Below are 18,902 nucleotides of genomic sequence, written 5' to 3'. Positions count from 1 at the left end.
ATGGCCTCCTCTACCCGGTGATGGCAAAACTAACGGACTGTTAGATTTCAGGACTCGGTGGCTTCGAGTACCTCGTCGCGCGCGGTGGCCGCCGTGATGTCCCGGGCCAGGCCCTGCGGCGTCAGCCCGATGTCGGTCATGATCTGCGTGCGCTTGGCGTGGTCCAAGAAGCGGTCCGGGATGCCGAACGTCCGGACCGGCACGTCGACGTCGGCGTCGCGCAGCGCCCGCGCCACCGCGTCGCCCACGCCGCCGACCCGGCTGTTGTCCTCGACGACCGCGACGAGCCGGTGCCCGGCCGCCAGGCCCGGCAGCTCGGGGTCCAGCGGCTTCACCCAGCGCGGGTCCACGACCGTGACGCCGATGCCGTGCGCGTCGATCAGCCGGGCCGCCTCGACCGCGACGCCCGCCATCGGGCCCGCCGCGACGATGAGCACGTCCTGCTTCTCGCCCGACCGTACGAGGACGTCCATCCCGCCGACCCGATCGACGGGCGCGACGTCCTCGGCGACCGGCCCCTTCGGGAACCGGACGACCGTCGGGCCGTCATTGACGTCCACGGCCTCGCGCAGCAACTCCGTCAGCCGGGTCTCGTCCCGGGGGGCGGCGACCCGCAGCCCGGGGACGACCTGCAGGATCGACATGTCCCACATGCCGTTGTGGCTCGGCCCGTCGTCGCCCGTGACCCCGGCCCGGTCGAGGACGACCGTGACCGGCAGCTTGTGCAGGGCGACGTCCATGAGCAGCTGGTCGAACGCCCGGTTGAGGAACGTGGCGTACACGGCGACGACCGGGTGCATGCCGCCGAAGGCCAGGCCCGCGGCCGACGTCACCGCGTGCTGCTCGGCGATCCCGACGTCGTACGTGCGGTCCGGGTACGCCTCGGCGAACGCCGCCAGCCCGGTCGGGTGCAGCATCGCGGCGGTGATGGCCACCACGTCCGGGCGCTCGGCGCCCAGCGTCACCAGCTCCTCGCTGAACGCCTTGGTCCAGGTCCGCGAGCTCTTGGCCAGCTTCCGCCCGGTGGCCGCGTCGAAGAGGCCGGGGGCGTGGAACGCCTCCTCCTCGTCGTTCTCGGCGGGCGCGTAGCCGAAGCCCTTCCGCGTCATGCAGTGCACGATCACCGGCTCGCCGAAGTCCTTCGCCTTGCGAAGCGCGTGCTCCACGGCCTCCTCGTCGTGGCCGTCGATCGGCCCGAGGTACTTCAGGCCCAGGTCCTCGAACATCGCCTGCGGCTGCAGGATGTCCTTGATGCCCTTCTTGATGCCGTGCAGCGCCTCGTACGCCATCGGCCCCACGACCGGCGTGCGCGGCACCGTGCGCTTGATCAGATCGAGGGCGTGCTCGTACCCCCGCGTCATCCGCAGGTCCGCGAGGTGGCTGGCCAGTCCGCCGATCGTCGGGGAGTACGACCGGCCGTTGTCGTTCACGACGATGACGACCCTGCGGTCCCTGCCCGCCGCGATGTTGTTCAGCGCCTCCCAGGCCATGCCGCCGGTGAGCGCGCCGTCGCCGATGAACGCCACGACATACCGGTCGCCCTCCCCGCGCAGCTGGTACGCCTTTGCCAGCCCGTCGGCGTACGACAGCGCGGTGGAGGCGTGGGAGTTCTCGATCACATCGTGCTCGGACTCCGCCTGGGACGGGTAGCCGGACAGGCCGCCCGCCTGCCGCAGCGAACCGAAGTCCTGCCGGCCCGTCAGCAGTTTGTGCACGTACGCCTGGTGCCCCGTGTCGAAGAGGACGCGGTCGTGCGGCGAGTCGAAGACCCGGTGCAGCGCGATGGTGAGCTCGACCACGCCGAGGTTCGGGCCGAGGTGACCGCCGTTCTTCGACGTCGACACCGCGGTGACGAGGAGATCTCGTATCTCGCCGGCGAGCTGCGGAAGCTGCTCCGGAGCCAGGCGCTTGAGGTCCTCGGGCCCTCGAATCGACTCAAGAAGGGTCACTCGGGTCATCTCCTCGTTTTTTCTGCGGATGCTGATTTTAGTGGTCGCTCGACAATGAGGACGCAGAGCCCCACGGCCGAGTTCACGTGGCGCAGCGTAGCGATCGGATATAAAGACAGTGATGGATGACGAACGAATCGTGCTGCTGGGCGCCGACGGCCATGCCATCGGCACGGCCCCGAAGGCGTCGAGTCACCACGAGGCCACGCCGTTGCATCTGGCGTTCTCGTGTTATCTCGCGGACGCGGCGGGGCGCATCCTGATCACCCAACGAGCACACGCCAAGCGAACGTTCCCGTCGGTGTGGACGAACAGCTGCTGTGGCCATCCCGGCCCCGGCGAAGGCCTCCGCGACGCCGTCCGCCGCCGGGTGCGCCTGGAGCTCGGTCTGGAGATCGAGAGCATGACGCTCATCCTCCCGGAGTTCCGCTACCGCGCGACCGCCGCCGACGGCGTCGTGGAGAACGAGCTCTGCCCGGTGGTCCGCGCCGTCGCCGTCGGCGACGTCCGCCCCCACCCGGACGAGACCGAGGCGGCGGGCTGGCGTGACTGGGAGGCCTGCGTGGAGCTCGTGGACGACCCGTCGGCCTCGCCGTGGTACCGCGAGCAGATGGCCGCGCTCGTGCCGCTGGGCAAGCCGGCCGACTGGCCCGCCGCACCGACCTCGCTCCTGCCGCCCGCCATCGCCTGGTAGCCGACGAGGCTCAGCCCGATCGCGTCGCATGACCGCGCTCAGGGTGTAGTGCCGCGGTGAGCATGGCGTCGATCGCCCGCTGCGACGCCTCGAGCCGTGTGATCGACTCAGCGATGCGACCGCGTTCGCGCCGCAGGTTGCTGATCATTCCCGGGCACGCCGACGGTACGAGACGCTCGCCCTCCTCGTGTACGCAGTGCAGCACCCGGGCGATGACCGTCGTGGGCAGCCCCGCGGCGAGCAGGATCCGGATGTGGCGTACGGCCTCGACGTCCGCCTCGCCGTATTCGCGATAACCGTTGGCGAGCCGTACCGGCCGGAGCAGTCCCTGCTCCTCGTAGTACCGCAGCAGCCGCCGGCTCACCCCCGTCCGCTGCGCCAGAACGCCGATTCGCACCCGTGCCCCATTCCCGGCTTGACCTTCACATCGATGTGACGGCTTACCGTCCCGATTATCCAGTGATCCCCCAAAAGGAGGCAGTGATGCCGGGTGCAGTGGTCGTCGGTGCGGGTCCGGGCATCGGCCGCGCGGTGGCGCGTCGCTTCGCGCGTGAAGGGCTACCGGTCGCGTTGATCGCCCGGACCGGCGTGACCTTGGAGGCGGTCGCCGCCTTGGGCGTACGGACCGTCTCCCTCACGGCCGACGCGACCGACGAGACGGCGCTACGCGCCGCACTCGACAAGGCCGCCGCCGAGCTCGGTCCCCCGGAGGTGGTCGTCTACAACGCCGCGATCATCCGCGCCGACCGCCCCGGCGAACTGTCCCCGCGTGGGACCTGGACGCCTGGGCGGTCAACGTCGTCGGCGCACTCAAACGCGAGTACGTCAGCGTCTCTGATTGGCTAAGCGATCCTGAGGAATCCTCAGGATGGCGCCCGGCTGGAGGCCGGGTATGCGCCAATCGCCTTCGTGCCCTGGTGCCGTTGGACAAGCCGTCGACCCGCGTGGCACGTCCCTCCGGACGCTATCGGTCCAGTGTGCACGGCTATAGGACCGAGGAGGGTGCCCCGCGTCGCCTGGGCACGGGGCGTGCTGACAGAAAGCTACCACTAAATCACGAAGGGCGACTAAAGAAAGAAGTAGTGGGACCGCGAGATCCTCCACGACGGCACGCCGTGAGCGCTTCCCCTCGGTGTCACCTCTTCAACCGGCGGAACTCCTCCGCCAGGGCCGGCAGCGTGTAGTGGGCGTTGAGGCCGGACGGGTTCGGCAGGATCCACAGCGCCGCCCCGGCCAGCCGCTCCTCTTGCGGACCGATCTTCACCTTCGGACGCCCGAACGCCGTACGGAACGCGGTCACGCCGAGCACCGCGACGACCCGGGGCCGGTGCTCGGCCACGAACTTCTCCAGCAGCGCACCACCCTCCCGCAGCTCCTCGGCGGTCAGCTCGGCCGCCTGCGCCGTGGCACGGGCCGCCATATTGGTGATCCCGGCGCCGTACGACGGCAGCAGGTGCTGCTCGCTGGGATGCAGCAGCCGGTCGGTGAAGCCGGAGCGGTGCAGCGCGGGCCAGAACCGGTTGCCGGGACGCGCGAAGTGCCATCCGGTCGCGGCCGAATAGAGCCCCGGGTTGATCCCGCAGAACAGCACCCCGCCCGATGGCGGCACGACGTCGGAGATGGTCCCGTCGCGCGCGGCCTCCAGATCGGCAGCGGTCGGTCGCCTCATCACGATCGGACGATATCGCCGAAGACTCTGGAGATATGAGACGGGCCGCCTCCCTGCCGGGAGGCGGCCCGTTCGTTCGGGGCTACTTCTTCAGGAGGGAGCGGAGGACGTACTGCATGATGCCGCCGTGGCGGTAGTAGTCCGCCTCGCCCGGCGTGTCGATGCGGACGATGGCCTGGAACTCCTTGTCGCCCGCCCGCACTGTGACCTCGCGCGGGGTGTCGCCGCCGTTCAGGGCCTCGACGCCGACGATGTCGAAGGTCTCCTGGCCGGTCAGGCCGAGTGAGGCGGCCGACTGGCCATCCTTGAACTGCAGCGGCAGGACGCCCATGCCGATGAGGTTCGAGCGGTGGATGCGCTCGAACGACTCGGCGATGACGGCGCGGACGCCGAGGAGGCGGGTGCCCTTGGCCGCCCAGTCGCGCGAGGAGCCGGAGCCGTACTCCTTGCCGCCCAGCACGATCAGCGGCGTGCCCTCCGCGGCGTACGCCTGCGCGGCGTCGTAGATGGACAGCTGCTCACCGTCCTTGACGGTGACGCCGCCCTCGGTGCCCGGGGCGAGGAGGTTGCGCAGCCGGATGTTGGCGAACGTGCCGCGGATCATCACCTCGTGGTTGCCGCGCCGGGAGCCGTAGGAGTTGAAGTCCCGTCGCTCGACGCCGTGCTCGGTGAGGTACTTCCCCGCCGGGCTGTCCGCCTTGATCGCGCCGGCCGGCGAGATGTGGTCGGTGGTGACCGAGTCGCCGAGCAGCGCGAGGACCTTGGCGCCGTGGATGTCCTCCACCGGCTCCGGCTTGTCCGTCATGCCGTCGAAGTACGGGGCCTTGCGGACGTACGTGGAGTCGGCGTCCCACTCGAAGGTGTTGCCGGTCGGCACGGGGAGGGCCTGCCAGCGCTGCTCGCCGGCGAACACGTCGGCGTAGTCGCGGCTGAACATCTCCTGCGCGATGGCGGACTCGACGACCTCCTCGACCTCCTGCGGGGACGGCCAGATGTCCTTGAGGTACACCGGCTGCCCGTCGGAGCCCGTGCCGATCGGGCCGTTCACGATGTCGACGTCCATGGAGCCGGCGAGGGCGTACGCGACGACGAGCGGCGGCGAGGCCAGGTAGTTCATCTTGACGTCGGGGTTGATCCGGCCCTCGAAGTTACGGTTGCCGGACAGCACCGAGGTGACGGCCAGGTCGTTGTCATTGACCGCCTGGCTGATCTCCTCCGGCAGCGGGCCGGAGTTGCCGATGCAGGTCGTGCAGCCGTAGCCGACGAGGTTGAAGCCGAGCTTCTCGAGGTACGGGGTGAGGCCCGCGCGGTCGTAGTAGTCCATGACGACCTTGGAACCCGGGGCGAGCGAGGTCTTCACCCACGGCTTGCGGGAGAGGCCCTTCTCGACGGCCTTCTTGGCGAGCAGCGCGGCGCCGATCATGACCGACGGGTTCGAGGTGTTGGTGCAGGAGGTGATCGCGGCGATCACGACCGCGCCGTGGTCGATCTCGAACTCGGCGCCGTCCGCCATGGTGACCTTGGTCGGGTTGTGCGGGCGGCTGCCGTTCGCACGGAAGTTGCTGGCCGGGGAGTCCGAGGCCGGGAAGCTCTCGTCCACCGCCTCGTCGACGCCGTCGGTCTCGGTGACGTAGTTGCGCACGTCGTGCCGCCACGTGGACTTGGCCTCCGTCAGCGCGATGCGGTCCTGCGGGCGCTTCGGGCCGGCGATCGACGGGACGACGGTGGACAGGTCCAGCTCGAGGTACTCGGAGTACTCCGCCTCGCGGGACGGGTCGTGCCAGAGGCCCTGCTCCTTGGCGTACGCCTCGACCAGGGCGACCTGCTCGGCCGGGCGGCCGGTGAGCCGCAGGTAGTTCACGGTCTCGTCGTCGATCGGGAAGATCGCGCAGGTGGAGCCGAACTCGGGGCTCATGTTGCCGATGGTGGCGCGGTTGGCCAGCGGCACCGCGGCGACGCCCTCACCGTAGAACTCGACGAACTTGCCGACCACGCCGTGCTTGCGCAGCATCTCGGTGATGGTGAGCACCAGGTCGGTGGCCGTGGTGCCCGCCGGGAGCTCGCCGGTCAGCCTGAACCCGACGACGCGCGGGATGAGCATCGAGATCGGCTGGCCGAGCATGGCCGCCTCGGCCTCGATGCCGCCGACGCCCCAGCCGAGGACGCCCAGGCCGTTCTGCATCGTGGTGTGGGAGTCGGTGCCGACGCAGGTGTCGGGGTAGGCGACGCCCTCGGTGTCGAAGACGACGCGGGCCAGGTGCTCGATGTTGACCTGGTGCACGATGCCGGTGCCCGGGGGCACGACCTTGAAGTTGTCGAAGCCGTTCTGGCCCCACTTGAGGAACTGGTAGCGCTCCTTGTTGCGGCCGTACTCGAACTCGACGTTGCGCTCGAAGGCGTCCTCGCGGCCGAAGACGTCGACCTGGACGGAGTGGTCGATGACCATCTCGGCCGGGTTCAGCGGGTTGATCTTCGCCGGGTCGCCGCCGAGGTCACGGACGGCCTCCCGCATCGTCGCGAGGTCCACCACACAGGGAACGCCGGTGAAGTCCTGCATGATCACGCGGGCCGGGGTGAACTGGATCTCCTGGTTCGGCTGGGCCTTGGGGTCCCAGGCGGCCAGCGCGCGGATGTGGTCGCCGGTGACGTTGGCACCGTCCTCGGTGCGCAGAAGGTTCTCCAGCAGGACCTTCAGGCTGTACGGGAGGCGCGCCGAACCCTCGACGGCATCCAGCCGGAAGATCTCGTAGGACGCCTCGCCGACGCGCAGGGTCTGTCGGCTGCCGAAGCTGTTCAAGTCGTCTCCTCCTCTACGCGCTCCCCGAGCGCGGCTACCGCTCGCATGGCGTGCGCGGGGGTTCTGTTGGTGGATACGTCAGGAATCCTCCCCCAGCCGCCCGCTTCCTTGCGCACTGAGGCTCGCCTAACTTCTCCGCAATTTCTCTCGACATCAAGGTACCACGTTTATCTCGACGTCAAGGTATCCACCTGACGCTTGACAACGAGCGTCTCCGATATATCGTTTGAGTATCGCGAACGATCTGAGATGGCTCTCAGAAGGGAGAACCGAACATGCACAACGCGACATCCGACGCTCCGTGGCAGGCATGGGCCGGCGGCCGACGTGGTGGCCGCGGCCGTGGCAGGCGTGGTGGCCCGTGGGGCTGGGGTCCCCCCGGATTCGGCCCGTTCGGCGGTCCGCCGCCCTGGGCGGAAGGCCGGTCGAAGGCCCGGCGCGGCGACGTCCGCGCCGCGATCCTGGCCCTGCTGGCCGAGGAGCCGCGCAACGGCTACCAGCTCATCCAGGCGATCGAGGAGCGCAGCGGCGGCGAGTGGCGGCCGAGCCCCGGCGCGGTCTACCCGGCGCTGCAGCAGCTCACCGACGAAGGCCTGATCGAGGGCACCGAGGAGGACGGCCGCAAGCCCTTCCGCCTCACCGAGGCCGGCCGCACGTACGTCGAGCAGCACACCGACGAGGTGAACGCGCCGTGGGAGGCGATGACCTCCGACGTCCGCGACGACGTACGGGATCTGTTCAAGACCGCCGGCGGAGTCGGCGGGGCCATGATGCAGGTCGTCCGTACCGGCTCGGAGGCCCAGGTCGCCGAGGCCAAGGAGATCCTGGCCGAGACCCGGCGCCGCCTCTACCACCTCCTCGCCGAGGACGAGTGACCCGGCTTCGGAGCGACAGAGGAGGGTGAGTGAGCTGATGGCACGCGACGACCTGCGGGTCGGGGACGCGGAGCGCGACGAGGTCGCGTCGGCCCTGCACGAGCACTTCGCGCAGGGCCGGCTGACCCGGGAGGAGCTCGACGAGCGACTCTCGACCGCGCTGTCCGCCAAGACCGTCGGCGACCTGCGGGAGGTCACTCGGGACCTGCCCGGGAGCCGGGACGCGCTCGCGCACCCGTCCGGGCCGGGTCTGCCCGGCCCGGACGGGCCATGGCGGGGCGGACCGCCCTGGGCCGGGCCCCCTTGGGCCGGACCCCACTGGGGTGGCCCGCCCTGGGCCCGGCGCACCGGGCGGATGGCTCATCGGGGGCGGCATCCGCGGTTCGGCCCGCCGGCCGGCGTGTTCCTCATCGCGCTGGTCGTGATCGCGACCGCGACGCACGGCTGGTTCGTCTTCCCGCTGTTCGCCTTCGTCTGGTTCACGACGGCGTTCGTCGGGATCCGGCACGCCCGCCGGTGGCATCGCCTCACGAGGTGAGTCACCGCGGAAAACGGGCGGCAGGGCCCCTCCCGGGACCCTGCGGAAGAGAACGGACGGCAGGACCCCCTAGGGACCCTGCGGAACAGAACGGGCGGCAGGACCCTCGCGGGCCCTGCCGCCCGTGCCGTCAGCGGGCCGTGACGGCGAAGCGGTCGAACTGCGCGGGCACGTACGAGTCGAGCGCCAGGCCCGACTGGCCGTGGTCGAACGTCGCGTCGGTGACGGCGGCGACCTGCCGGCCGTCGACGAACGCGCTCACGGCCGTGCCTTCGAAGCGCAGCGCCAGGTGGTGCCATCGCCCGGTGCCGAGGGCGTCGACCGTACCGGCGGCCAGGGTCCGCGTGGTCCCGTCGTTCTGGACGACGTACAGCGACCACGTGCCCGTGTCGGCGACCTTCAGGTGGTAGCCCTTCCACAGGACGAGGTTGGGCTTCTTCCGCGGGTCGAGCTGGCCGACGACCCGGCCGAGCAGCTCCGCGGAGCCGGCCTGCTCGAGCAGGACGTCCGTCCCCGTCTCGTAGTCGGTCCAGGCGGCGTCACCGACCAGGGTCAGCGGCGCGGGCACCTTGGTCCATTTGTTGGGCTGGGTGGTGATGACCTGGCGCAGGCACTTTCCGCGGTGCGACCCCTGGGCGCACTTCGCCACCTCGAACGCCCCCTCCATGTCGGTGAAGTAGCGGGGGGTGGCGGCGCGCCGGTACCCGTCGAACGACTCGGTGAAGGGCAGCGACAGGCCGGCCGCGGCCGGAGAGACGGCGGCTCCCTTGCCGCCTCCGCCGAGGGTCGTCAGCGTGTAGACGCGGCCGGGCTCGAGGGTGATCCGGTACGAGCCGTCGGCGTCCGCCCGCAGGTCGTCGCCGCGGGCGAACCACGTCGCGGGATCGGCCGAGGACAACTCGGTGGACCACACGTGCAGCCGTCCCCGGGAGAGCCCGCTCGCCGGGCTCACGGTGATCGTCTGCGGTCCGGTCGCGGCGATGGTCTCGACGACCGTGGTGACGTCGGGCCGCGCGGCGGGCGAGCGCAGCGTCACGTACGTGCCGCCGCCGTCGAGGTAGCCGCTCGCGGAGTCGAGGTAGCGCCAGCCGGGACGCGCGAACTGCGAGGTCTGGGCGACCGTCCACAGCGTCGGGCCGAGCTCGTAGTGGCCCGACCAGGGTTCGTTGGCGCGCAGAAAACCGCTGCCCGCGTACTGAACGGTCGGGTACCAGCCGTACGCGGCGGGCCAGTTGATGAACGCCGTCATGCGCCCGTCGACGTACTCGTGGTTGATCTCGGCCGCGAGCCGGGGCGCGCCGGTCAGGTAGTCGTTCCACCCGGACTCGCTGGCGAAGATCGGCTTGCCGAGGCCGATGGCGTCGGCGGAGCTGGAGCAGTGCACCGCGCTGCACGGGTAGTGGATGCCGACGACGTCGACGGCCGCGTTGAAGGCCGCGTCGTTCTTCAGGTCGGTGGCGACCTGCCAGCCCGCGTTATCGGCGGCGACCAGCTTGACGTGACCGTATCCCGTGCGGTTCAGCGCGGCCCGCAGGTCGACGTACCACTGCTTGTCCCAGCCCTTCTCGTTCCAGCCGCCGAGGTAGTCGATGCTCAGGTGGTGCCGCCGGGCACACCCGAGCCAGTCGGTCAGGTAGGCGATGTTGTCCTGCGACCAGAAACCGCCGTGGAACCATCCGGGCGCGCCCCACTCGAGGCCGTACAGCTTGATGGCGGGGTTGCGCTTCTTCGCCTCGCTCATCAGCCACCACTCGTAGCCGCGGTCGCAGTTCACCTCGCCGGGAACGCGCGCGTGGCTCGGCTCCGCTCCGTTGCTGGAGTCGGTGTCGCTGCCGATCTCGACCTTGAGGATGTCGAGCGAGGCCCCGTACCCGGGCTTGAACAGGTAGTCGAGGATCTGGCGGCGCTGGCGTTCGGGATAGTCGACGATCAAACGTGAGGTGCCGCCGCCACCGCTGATGGCGCCGACGCCCTCGTACACACGGCCCGGCGCCTCCGGGTCGACGGTGATCTTCTGTGGGTCGGTCTGCGCGGTGGCGGGCACGGCCAGGCCGGTGACCAGTGTCGCCGCGAGGGCGAGCGCCGCCAGCGGCCCTCGCCGTACCGATCGTTTCCAGCGTCCCATCGGACTCCTATCACTCGGCCCCCGAGATTCGGGGAACAGCGGCATGGCGGACGCGCCGGCCAATCGTTCGATATTTCGAACCGCGTCCGGCCATGCCGTGACCATGGAAGCCGGGCGATGTGATCACGTCAAGATCGGCAGCCGTACCTCTTCGTGCGGGGACTCGCCGTCGACCACTACGAGCGCGGCGGCCGACTCCTGTGCCCGTTCTCAGGCGGCCAGGCGGGTGAGGACGCCGATCGGGTCCTCCAGGAGAGGCCCGAAGGCGAGTTCGGCGGCACCGATGACCTGGGCGTCCGTGCCGAGGCCGGAGACCGCCAGCCGTACCTGCTCGTGCGGGGCGACCAGGGACGATCGGGCGACGGTCTTCCGCACGACGTCCTCGGTGACGGCGAACAGTTCGCCGATCGGACCGCTGAGGACGACGATGTCCGGGTTGAAGGTGTTCACGAGCATGCCGACGCCGGCTCCGAGCCACCTGGCGACCTGGGCGGCGGCCTCGGCGGCCGTCGGCTCACCGGCGGTGACCTGGGCGAGCACCTCCCGGTAGGCCCGCAGACCGCCGTCGACCGGCCGGCCGGCGGCGCTCAGCAGCGCCTCGACGCCGGCCTCGGTCTCCAGGCAGCCGACGGACCCGCACCGGCAGGGGCGGCCGTCAGGGTTGACGCGCAGGTGCCCGATCTCGCCCGCGTACCCTCCGCGGCCACGCAGAGGCCGCCCGCCGACGAGGATTCCGCCGCCGATGCCGATCTCGCCGGAGATCACGACGACGTGGTCGTATCCGACCGCGGTGCCGCGCCAGTGCTCGGCGAGCGCGCCCAGGTCGGCGTCGTTGGCCAGGAACGCCGGCAGGTCCAGCCGCTCGCCCAGCCGCGCCCCGAGGGGCAGGTCGATCCAGCCGAGGTTCGGCGCGAACCTCAGCAGCCCGTCCTCCAGGCGTACGACGCCGGGCACGGACAGGCCGACGCCGACGCAGCGAGCGCCGTCCGGCGCTCCGACGCGCAGGCGACGGCAGGCCTCGACGATCGCGTCGACCGTCGCGTCGAGTTCGCTCCAGTCCCGGCCGGAGTCGGCCTCGACCCGGTCGAGCACGTCGCCGCCGAGCCCGACCCGCGCCACCACCAGGTGCTTCACACCCAGGTCGACGGCGAGGACGTACGCCGCGTCGGGACAGGGCACGACCTCCAGCGAGGGCCGGCCGGCCCGTCCTCGAGCGCTCGCGGAACGCTCGAGGACGAGACCGGCCTCGACCAGCTCGGCGACCAGGTCGCCGATCGTGCTGCGATTGAGCCCCATCTCGGCGGTGAGCTCGGCCCTGGACCGGAGGCCGTGCCGGTGCACCTCGGTGAGGATCGTGCCCAGGTTGTGACGGCGTACGTCGTCCTGCGTCGATCCGCGGATGCGCCGACGTGTCACGAGACCGCTCCGGAGCTCAGCGGCCGGTCGCGGAGCGCCGCCGCCTGGCCAGAGCGTCGATGCTCGCGGCGAGGAGCAGGAACCCGCCCGTGACGATGTAGTTGAGGTAGGCATCGGCGCCGAGCAGGCCGAGGCCGTTGATGATGGTCGCGATGACGAGGCCGCCGAGGACCGCGTCCTGCGCCTTGCCCCTTCCGCCGAACAGGCTCGTGCCGCCGATGACCGCGGCGCCCACCGCGTACAGCAGGGTGTTGCCCGCACCGGCGTCCGGAGTGACGGAGTTCAGGCGGGACGCCGCGACGATGCCGCTGATCGCCGCCAGCACCGAGCCGATGACGAACACCGACAGCCGGATCGCGTTGACATTGATACCCGCGCGTCGCGCCGCCTCGGCGTTGCCGCCGACCGCGTACACGTGCCGTCCGTAGCGCGTACGGGCGAGGACGAACGTGCAGACGATCAGCAGGACGGCCACGAGCGGCACGCCCCACGGGACGCCGCCGAAGAACAGGGCGCCGTTCGGGTTGGCCGCCCGGTTCAGGTTGAGCACGTACGCGCCGCCGAGCAGCGCGATCGCGACCAGCACCACCTGGACGGCGACCAGGGCGAACGGGCGCCGGGACAGTCCCTTGGCTGCCTGCCGCTGATGCCGCAGCAGCTGGATCGCGGCGTACCCGACGACGCACACCGCCGCGACGGTCCAGCCCAGCCACACCGGCATGTACTTGTTGGCCACCGCGTAGATGACCTTGTCGTGGACGGGGACCGTTCCACCCTGGCCGATCAGCTTCAGCGCGATGCCCTGGAGGCCCAGGAACAGCGCCAGCGTCACGACGAAGGACGGGATGCGGACCACGGCGACGAGCGCGCCGATGAAGGCGCCGATGGCGACGCCGGTGACCGCCGCGGCGAGCACGGCGACGGCCCAGTTCTGGCCGCCGTCGATCAGCAGCTTGGCCATGACCGCCGCGCACGCGCCGCTGGCGACACCGGCCGACAGGTCGATCTCGCCCAGCAGCAGCACGAAGATCAGGCCCATCGCGAGGATCGTCACCGGCATGGCCTGGACGAGGAGGTTCGCGATGTTCCGGGCGCTGAGGAAGGTCTCCGGGCGCAGGACGTAGAAGAAGATGATCAGGACGGCCAGCCCGAGGATGGCGGGCAGGGCCCCGAGGTCGCCGGTGCGCAGCTTGACGAGGTAGCCGTTGACCGCGCTCGCGACCGTCTGTTCGCGGGTGTCTACGGAGAAGTCGGTGTCGGCGAGCGTGGGCACCGCGGTCCGCGCGGAGCCCGGCGCCGGCTCGACGATGTTCGGCTCGGGTGTATCGGTGGACATCGTGGAACCTCAGATGCTCTCTGCGGCGGTCGAGGGCGCCAGGCCCAGATCGCCGGATCGCCCGGTGGTGATGAGCTCGACCACCTGGCTGTGCGTGACGTCGGACCGTTTGACATCGGCGGCGACGCGGCCGAGGTAGAGGGCGGTGATCCGGTCCGCCACCTCGAAGACGTCGTTCATGTTGTGCGAGATCAGCACGACCCCGTGCCCGGTCTCGGCGAGCCGGCGGACGAGGTCGAGGACCTGCCGGGTCTGCGCGACGCCGAGCGCCGCGGTCGGCTCGTCCAGGATCACGACCTTGGACTCCCACAGCACGGCCTTGGCGATCGCCACGGTCTGCCGCTGACCGCCGGACAGGCTCGCGACCTGCTGGCGGACCGACTTGACGGTGCGCACCGACAGCTTGGCCAGCGTCTCGCGGGCCGCCTGTTCCATGGACGCCTCGTCCAGGACGACGCCCCTCGTGCGCTCGCGGCCGAGGAACATGTTCTGCGCGATGTCCAGGTTGTCGGCCAGCGCGAGGTCCTGGTAGACGATCTCGATTCCGAGCCCGGCGGCGTCCTTGGGACCGTGGATGTTCACCGGCCGGCCGTCGAACATGAACCGGCCGGAGTCGGTCGGGTGGATGCCGGCGATGCACTTGATCAGGGTCGACTTGCCGGCACCGTTGTCGCCGACGAGCGCGGTCACCTGTCCCGGATAGACCGCGAAGTCGACGTCGTGGAGCACGTGTACGGCTCCGAAGCTCTTGTTGATCCCCACCAGTTCGAGGGTGGGGTTTCCGTTCTCAGACAACGCTCGCACTCCCTCGGGAGGCGGAAAGGGGCGCCCGGGCGAGACCCGGGCGCCCCTCCGCACTCACTGGATTCCGGCCGCCTTGCACTTCGCGGCGTAGGCGCCCTTGCACAGCTCGTCCTTCTTGACGAAGCCGTCGTCGACGACCTGCTTCACGTTGTCCTTGAAGATGCCGATCGGCTTGAGCAGGATCGACGGCACCTGCCGCTTGCCCTGCGGGTCGTTGGAGGTGCCGTTGGTCTGCGGCTTCTGTCCCTTGGACAGGGCGGTGACGACCTGGATGAGGCCGTCGGCCTCCTGCTTGATCGGCTTGTAGACGGTCATGCACTGCGTGCCGTCGAGGACGTTCTGCAGGCCCTGCGGAGTGGCGTCCTGACCCGTCACGGGCACCTTGCCCGCGACGTTGTTCTTCTTCAGGACGGACACCGCGGCGTTGCCGAGGCCGTCGTTGGCGGCGAGCACGCCGTCGATCTTGCCGTTCTGCTGGGTGTACATCTGCTCGAAGATGGTGACGGCCTGCTGGTTGTCCCAGTCCGGCACGTCCTGCTCGGCGACCTTCTTGTAGTCGGTCACCTTGTCGAGGACCTCGTGCGCGCCCTGCTTGAAGAGGGTGGCGTTGTTGTCGGTCGGCGAGCCGTTGAGGTAGGCGATGTTCGCCTTCTTGTTGCCGAGGCACTTCTGCAGGCCCTGGCCCTGGACCCGGCCGACCTCGACGCCGTCGAAGGACACGTAGTAGTCGGCGGAGCCGCCGAGCGTGAGACGGTCGTAGTCGATCGTCTGGACGCCCTGCTGCTTGGCCTTGCTCTCGATCGCCGCGCCGGAGTTGGAGTCGAGGTTGACGATCGCGAGCATCGTCACGCCCTGCGTCAGCATCTGGTCCGCGATGGACTGCATCTGCTGCTTGTCGCCCTGGGCGTTCTGAATGATGTGAGGAATGCCGGCCTGCGTGAACGCCTGGTCCAGCAGCGGCTTGTCGAAGCTCTCCCAGCGGACGGAGGACTTCGTGTCCGGCAGGATCACGCCGATCTTGCCGACCTTCGACTTGCTCGTGCCGCCGGACTTCTTGCCGTTGTCGCTGTTGCTACCGCAGGCAGCGAGGCCGGCGGTCGCCATGGCCGCGATCGCAGCGATACATGCCGTGCGCTTCAAGATCACGTCGACACCTTCTTCGGTGGGTCCCCAGGAACGTTTGTTTGGCCGCACAACGTATTCCGCGCTCAGCAGTTCGTATAGAGGAAGGAAGCCGGAGAAATCTGACGGTTACGACATCGAAATCTAGTCGTCACATAACGCTAAGAAGTCACAAAGCTACACATAGGCATCTTGATCACCTCGAGCTCCCACAAGCCCCGACAGCTCCCGAAAAGATGATCTTGACTCTCGCGCGGCGGTCATCGCCTCGGCGCGCGATCACCGGAGGGGCGGCGGCGACCCGGCGGGGCGATGGGCCCATAGTCCCTGATCATGCGGTCGAAATTGAGCATCCAGCCCCTACCGAACGCGGCACGAATGTGCTCGCCCGGGGCCGTCACGAGCCGTTCATGGAGCGACCACCCGGCCGCCACTCGGATACCGAAAGGTGTTTCATGATCGCGGACGGTGCCCGCAGCGCCGAAAATGACCGAAACAAAAATTGTCACGTCCGGAATCGACAGGCGGACGCAGCCAAGGGGAGCGGCGCCTCCACGGCCACTACCAAGGGCTTTATCGGTCAAGAAGGTCGAGCCGACACTACGCCGGGAAAAGGATTGCAGAGAAAACGCGGCGAACCATGGCCGCGGCAATCGGGAACGACCATTGAAAACGTTCCGAATCAGCCGGCCTCTCCACGCGAAGGCGGATCACACCTGGCAATGCGGGCGGCCGATTCATCCGAATAAGCGAACGCCGAATCAAAGCATCGCCCGGAAAACGACCGCACATCGAGATGCGGGAGACGTCCCGCCCGATCACCGGTGGCCGCACCCACCGCCGACGCGCGGCCGAGCCCTGCGGGACCCCGGGACGGCCGCGCTGGCTAGTGTCGTCTTCATGGGTAGCCAGATCGGTGTCACCGGGCTCGCCGTCATGGGCCAGAACCTCGCACGCAACATCGCGCGCCACGGGTTCCCGGTGGCCGTGCACAATCGGACCGAGAGCCGCACCAAGCAGCTCATCGAACACCACGGAGGCGAGGGCGACTTCACGCCCGCCTACTCCCTCGAGGAGTTCGTCGCCGCACTCGACCGGCCCCGCCGGATCATCATCATGGTCAAGGCGGGCGCGCCCGTCGACGCCGTGATCAAGGACCTCATCCCGCTGCTCGACGCCGGTGACATCATCATCGACGGCGGCAACTCGCACTACGCGGACACCCGGCGGCGCGTCGCCGAGCTCGCCGAGCACGACCTCCACTTCGTCGGTGCCGGGATCTCCGGCGGTGAGGAGGGCGCCCTGCTCGGGCCCAGCATCATGCCGGGCGGCCCGCGCGAGGCGTACGAGCCGGTCGAGCAGATCCTCACCGCGATCGCGGCGCAGGTGGACGGCACGCCGTGCTGCGCCTACATCGGCCCGGACGGCGCCGGCCACTACGTCAAGATGGCGCACAACGGCATCGAGTACGCCGACATGCAGCTGATCGCCGAGGCGTACGACCTGCTCACGCACGCCGCCGGGCTGAGCGCCCCGGAGATCGCGCAGGTCTTCGACCAGTGGAACGAAGGCGACCTGGAGTCGTTCCTCATCGAGATCACCGCGAAGGTGCTCGCGCAGACCGACGCGGCGACCGGCAAGCCGCTCGTGGACGTCATCCTCGACCAGGCAGAGCAGAAGGGCACCGGCCGCTGGACCGCCCAGTCGGCACTGGAGCTCGGCGTTCCCGTCACCGCGATCACCGAGGCGGTGTTCGCGCGGGCGCTGTCCGCGCGCAAGGACGAGCGGACCAAGGCGTCGAAGATCCTGCCGGGCCCGGCCGGCGGGCAGGTCGACTCGGACTTCGTCGACGCGGTGCGCGACGCGCTGTACGCCTCGAAGGTCGTCGCCTACGCCCAGGGCTTCGAGCAGATCCGCGCCGCCTCGAACGAGTACGGCTGGGACGTCGAGCCGGGCACGCTCGCGACGATCTGGCGGGGCGGCTGCATCATCCGGGCGCAGTTCCTGAACCGGATCAAGGACGCGTACGACCGCGACCCGGAGCTGTCGAACCTTCTGCTCGACGACTACTTCCGGGACGCCGTCGCGGGCGCCCAAGACGCCTGGCGCCGGGTCGTGCGCACGGCGGTGGAACTCGGCGTGCCCACGCCCGCGTTCTCCTCGGCGCTGGCCTACTACGACGGCTTCCGCCGCGAGAGCGGCCCGGCCTCGCTGATCCAGGGTCTGCGCGACTACTTCGGCGCGCACACCTACCGGCGCACCGACCGGGACGGCGTCTTCCACACCCTCTGGTCGGAGGACGGCCGCGAGGTGTCCGCCGACTGAGCGGATCGACCGGCCGCCGGCGTTCCGTACGGACGCCGGCGGCGGTCGCGCGTCAGCGGGCGAACGGGCCGTTGTCGACGAAGGCCAGCTTGGCGAAGCGCTCCCCCATCCGGCGGTACCCGGCGGCGTTGGGATGCAGCGCGTCCGGCAGGTCGGCGAGGTCCGACTCACCGAACAGCTCCCGGCCGTCCAGGTAGTGCAGGTTCGGGTCCGTGGCCGAGCGCTGGGCGACGATCCGGTGCAGGGCGTCCCGGATCACCGAGAGGCTCAGCGCGCCCCCGGCCAGCTGCGCCGGGTCGCCCGCCGTGTCGAAGCGCAGGACGCCGTCCTCCATGACGGGGAGAGTCGGGCCCGGCCGGTCCTCGACCATCGGGCACAGGATCGGCGAGATCACCAGCAGCGGGGTGTCCGGGTGACCCTCCCGTACGGTGTCGAGGAAACCGTGGACCGCCGGTTCGAAGGCCCGCAGCCGCATCGCGTCGGCGTTGACGACGTTGATGCCGAGCTTGAGGCTGATCCAGTCGGCGGGCAGGTCACGGATCGTCCGGGCGGTGAACGGGTCGAGCATCGCGTTCCCGCTGAACCCGAGGTTCAGGACGTTCACGTCCGCGGCGCGCGCGGCCACGACGGGCCAGGTGCCCAGCGGGCTGTCGGCCTCCCCGCAGTGGCTGATCGAGCTCCCGTGGTGCACCCAGCGCGGCCGGGGGTCCGGCTCCGGCGGGCCCACCGGCCCGTCGGCGCGTATCGCGATCAGCTCGACCTGGGCGCTCTGGGGCAGCCAGATCTCCACCTGCTTGCGCCCGGGCGGCAGCGGTCCGAACCGTACGGTGGCGGGCTCTCCCGGCTGGATCTCGGGCGGCTTCACCCCGGCCGGGTCGAGCACCAGGACGTTGCCGTCCGGGGTGGCGACCCGCTGGGCCGGCGTGCCGTCGACGACGAGCTCGAACACGCCGCCGGGCCGCACCTCGCCGGCGGCCACGTCCATCGTCTTGGTGATGAGCACGTCGAGTTCCAGTGCCGTCGCCTCGGTGCCGAAGACCATGCGCACGCCGGACGGCTGGGCCACCACCATCTCGCAGAACGGGGTCGGGAACTGCGGCCTCGTCCAGCTCGGCAGCCGCCAGGGCCGCAGCCCGGCCTTGGTGCGTTCCAGGTCGAGCGCGCCTCGGATGTCAACGGGGCCGTCGAGCAAAGGGACGTCGGCAGGTGCCATGGATCCACCTTTCGTCTCCGGGCCGCGGGAAGCGGTCCC

General features: G+C 70.0%; 15 protein-coding genes. 5 read left to right on the top strand and 10 right to left on the bottom strand.

Going from position 1 to position 18,902, the window contains the following annotated elements; all coding sequences use genetic code 11:
* Nucleotides 1–47 precede the first annotated feature (47 nt).
* On the bottom strand, nt 48–1,949 hold the full coding sequence (gene dxs, locus AB0I04_RS28280; protein WP_360890674.1) for a 1-deoxy-D-xylulose-5-phosphate synthase: 1,902 nt from the start codon (nt 1,947–1,949) through the stop codon (nt 48–50).
* Between the two features lie 121 nt (nt 1,950–2,070).
* Here dxs and idi point away from each other — a divergent pair, with 121 nt between their 5' ends.
* Nucleotides 2,071–2,643 (top strand): isopentenyl-diphosphate Delta-isomerase, encoded by a 573-nt coding sequence (gene idi / locus AB0I04_RS28275; protein WP_360890670.1) that lies wholly within the window; start codon nt 2,071–2,073, stop codon nt 2,641–2,643.
* A gap of 10 nt (nt 2,644–2,653) precedes the next feature.
* Here the strand turns inward: idi and AB0I04_RS28270 are convergent, their stop codons facing one another.
* Entirely contained in the window at nt 2,654–3,040 is a 387-nt protein-coding gene (locus tag AB0I04_RS28270; RefSeq protein WP_360890667.1) for a MerR family transcriptional regulator, read from the bottom strand.
* An 86-nt stretch (nt 3,041–3,126) separates the two neighbouring features.
* On the opposite strand from AB0I04_RS28270, the gene AB0I04_RS28265 reads away from it, so the two are divergent.
* Nucleotides 3,127–3,489 (top strand): SDR family NAD(P)-dependent oxidoreductase, encoded by a 363-nt coding sequence (locus AB0I04_RS28265; protein ID WP_360890663.1) that lies wholly within the window; start codon nt 3,127–3,129, stop codon nt 3,487–3,489.
* 289 nt (nt 3,490–3,778) lie between these two features.
* Here the strand turns inward: AB0I04_RS28265 and mug are convergent, their stop codons facing one another.
* Together mug and acnA are read right to left on the bottom strand one after the other, a co-directional pair.
* Complete coding sequence (gene mug / locus AB0I04_RS28260) at nt 3,779–4,312, bottom strand: G/U mismatch-specific DNA glycosylase (protein WP_360890843.1); 534 nt, start codon at nt 4,310–4,312, stop codon at nt 3,779–3,781.
* Between the two features lie 82 nt (nt 4,313–4,394).
* Complete coding sequence (gene acnA, locus AB0I04_RS28255; RefSeq protein WP_360890660.1) at nt 4,395–7,109, bottom strand: aconitate hydratase AcnA; 2,715 nt, start codon at nt 7,107–7,109, stop codon at nt 4,395–4,397.
* A gap of 275 nt (nt 7,110–7,384) precedes the next feature.
* Here acnA and AB0I04_RS28250 point away from each other — a divergent pair, with 275 nt between their 5' ends.
* Nucleotides 7,385–7,984: a PadR family transcriptional regulator gene (locus tag AB0I04_RS28250; protein ID WP_360890657.1), complete on the top strand. Its 600-nt coding sequence runs from the start codon at nt 7,385–7,387 to the stop codon at nt 7,982–7,984.
* Nucleotides 7,985–8,009: 25 nt separating this feature from the next.
* Nucleotides 8,010–8,522, top strand: coding sequence for a DUF1707 domain-containing protein (locus tag AB0I04_RS28245; RefSeq protein ID WP_360890654.1), 513 nt, complete (start codon nt 8,010–8,012; stop codon nt 8,520–8,522).
* Nucleotides 8,523–8,652: 130 nt separating this feature from the next.
* Here the strand turns inward: AB0I04_RS28245 and AB0I04_RS28240 are convergent, their stop codons facing one another.
* The 5 genes from AB0I04_RS28240 to AB0I04_RS28220 all read right to left on the bottom strand — a co-directional run bounded on the left by AB0I04_RS28240 (nt 8,653) and on the right by AB0I04_RS28220 (nt 15,349).
* A complete protein-coding gene (locus tag AB0I04_RS28240; RefSeq protein WP_360890651.1) occupies nt 8,653–10,647 on the bottom strand; it encodes a LamG-like jellyroll fold domain-containing protein in 1,995 nt (664 codons plus the stop codon).
* A gap of 210 nt (nt 10,648–10,857) precedes the next feature.
* Nucleotides 10,858–12,063 (bottom strand): ROK family transcriptional regulator, encoded by a 1,206-nt coding sequence (locus AB0I04_RS28235; RefSeq protein ID WP_360890648.1) that lies wholly within the window; start codon nt 12,061–12,063, stop codon nt 10,858–10,860.
* Between the two features lie 16 nt (nt 12,064–12,079).
* Entirely contained in the window at nt 12,080–13,399 is a 1,320-nt protein-coding gene (locus AB0I04_RS28230; protein ID WP_360890645.1) for an ABC transporter permease, read from the bottom strand.
* Between the two features lie 9 nt (nt 13,400–13,408).
* The gene (locus AB0I04_RS28225) at nt 13,409–14,194 is read right to left on the bottom strand and encodes an ATP-binding cassette domain-containing protein (protein ID WP_360890642.1); all 786 of its coding nucleotides are present in this window, start codon (nt 14,192–14,194) and stop codon (nt 13,409–13,411) included.
* 63 nt (nt 14,195–14,257) lie between these two features.
* Nucleotides 14,258–15,349, bottom strand: coding sequence for a substrate-binding domain-containing protein (locus AB0I04_RS28220; protein WP_360890639.1), 1,092 nt, complete (start codon nt 15,347–15,349; stop codon nt 14,258–14,260).
* 876 nt (nt 15,350–16,225) lie between these two features.
* Here AB0I04_RS28220 and gndA point away from each other — a divergent pair.
* Nucleotides 16,226–17,650 carry an NADP-dependent phosphogluconate dehydrogenase gene (gene gndA, locus AB0I04_RS28215; RefSeq protein WP_360890636.1) on the top strand — a complete coding sequence of 475 codons (1,425 nt, stop codon included), beginning with the start codon at nt 16,226–16,228 and terminating at the stop codon, nt 17,648–17,650.
* A 52-nt stretch (nt 17,651–17,702) separates the two neighbouring features.
* Here the strand turns inward: gndA and AB0I04_RS28210 are convergent, their stop codons facing one another.
* Nucleotides 17,703–18,863, bottom strand: a complete 1,161-nt coding sequence (locus AB0I04_RS28210; protein WP_360890633.1) for a GDSL-type esterase/lipase family protein — start codon at nt 18,861–18,863, stop codon at nt 17,703–17,705.
* Nucleotides 18,864–18,902: the final 39 nt, after the last annotated feature.

The organism is Actinoallomurus sp. NPDC050550 (assembly GCF_040655075.1).
GTDB lineage: Bacteria > Actinomycetota > Actinomycetes > Streptosporangiales > Streptosporangiaceae > Actinoallomurus.
Note: the sequence above shows the minus strand (reverse complement) of the source record. Positions and strands in the feature narration are given on the sequence as shown.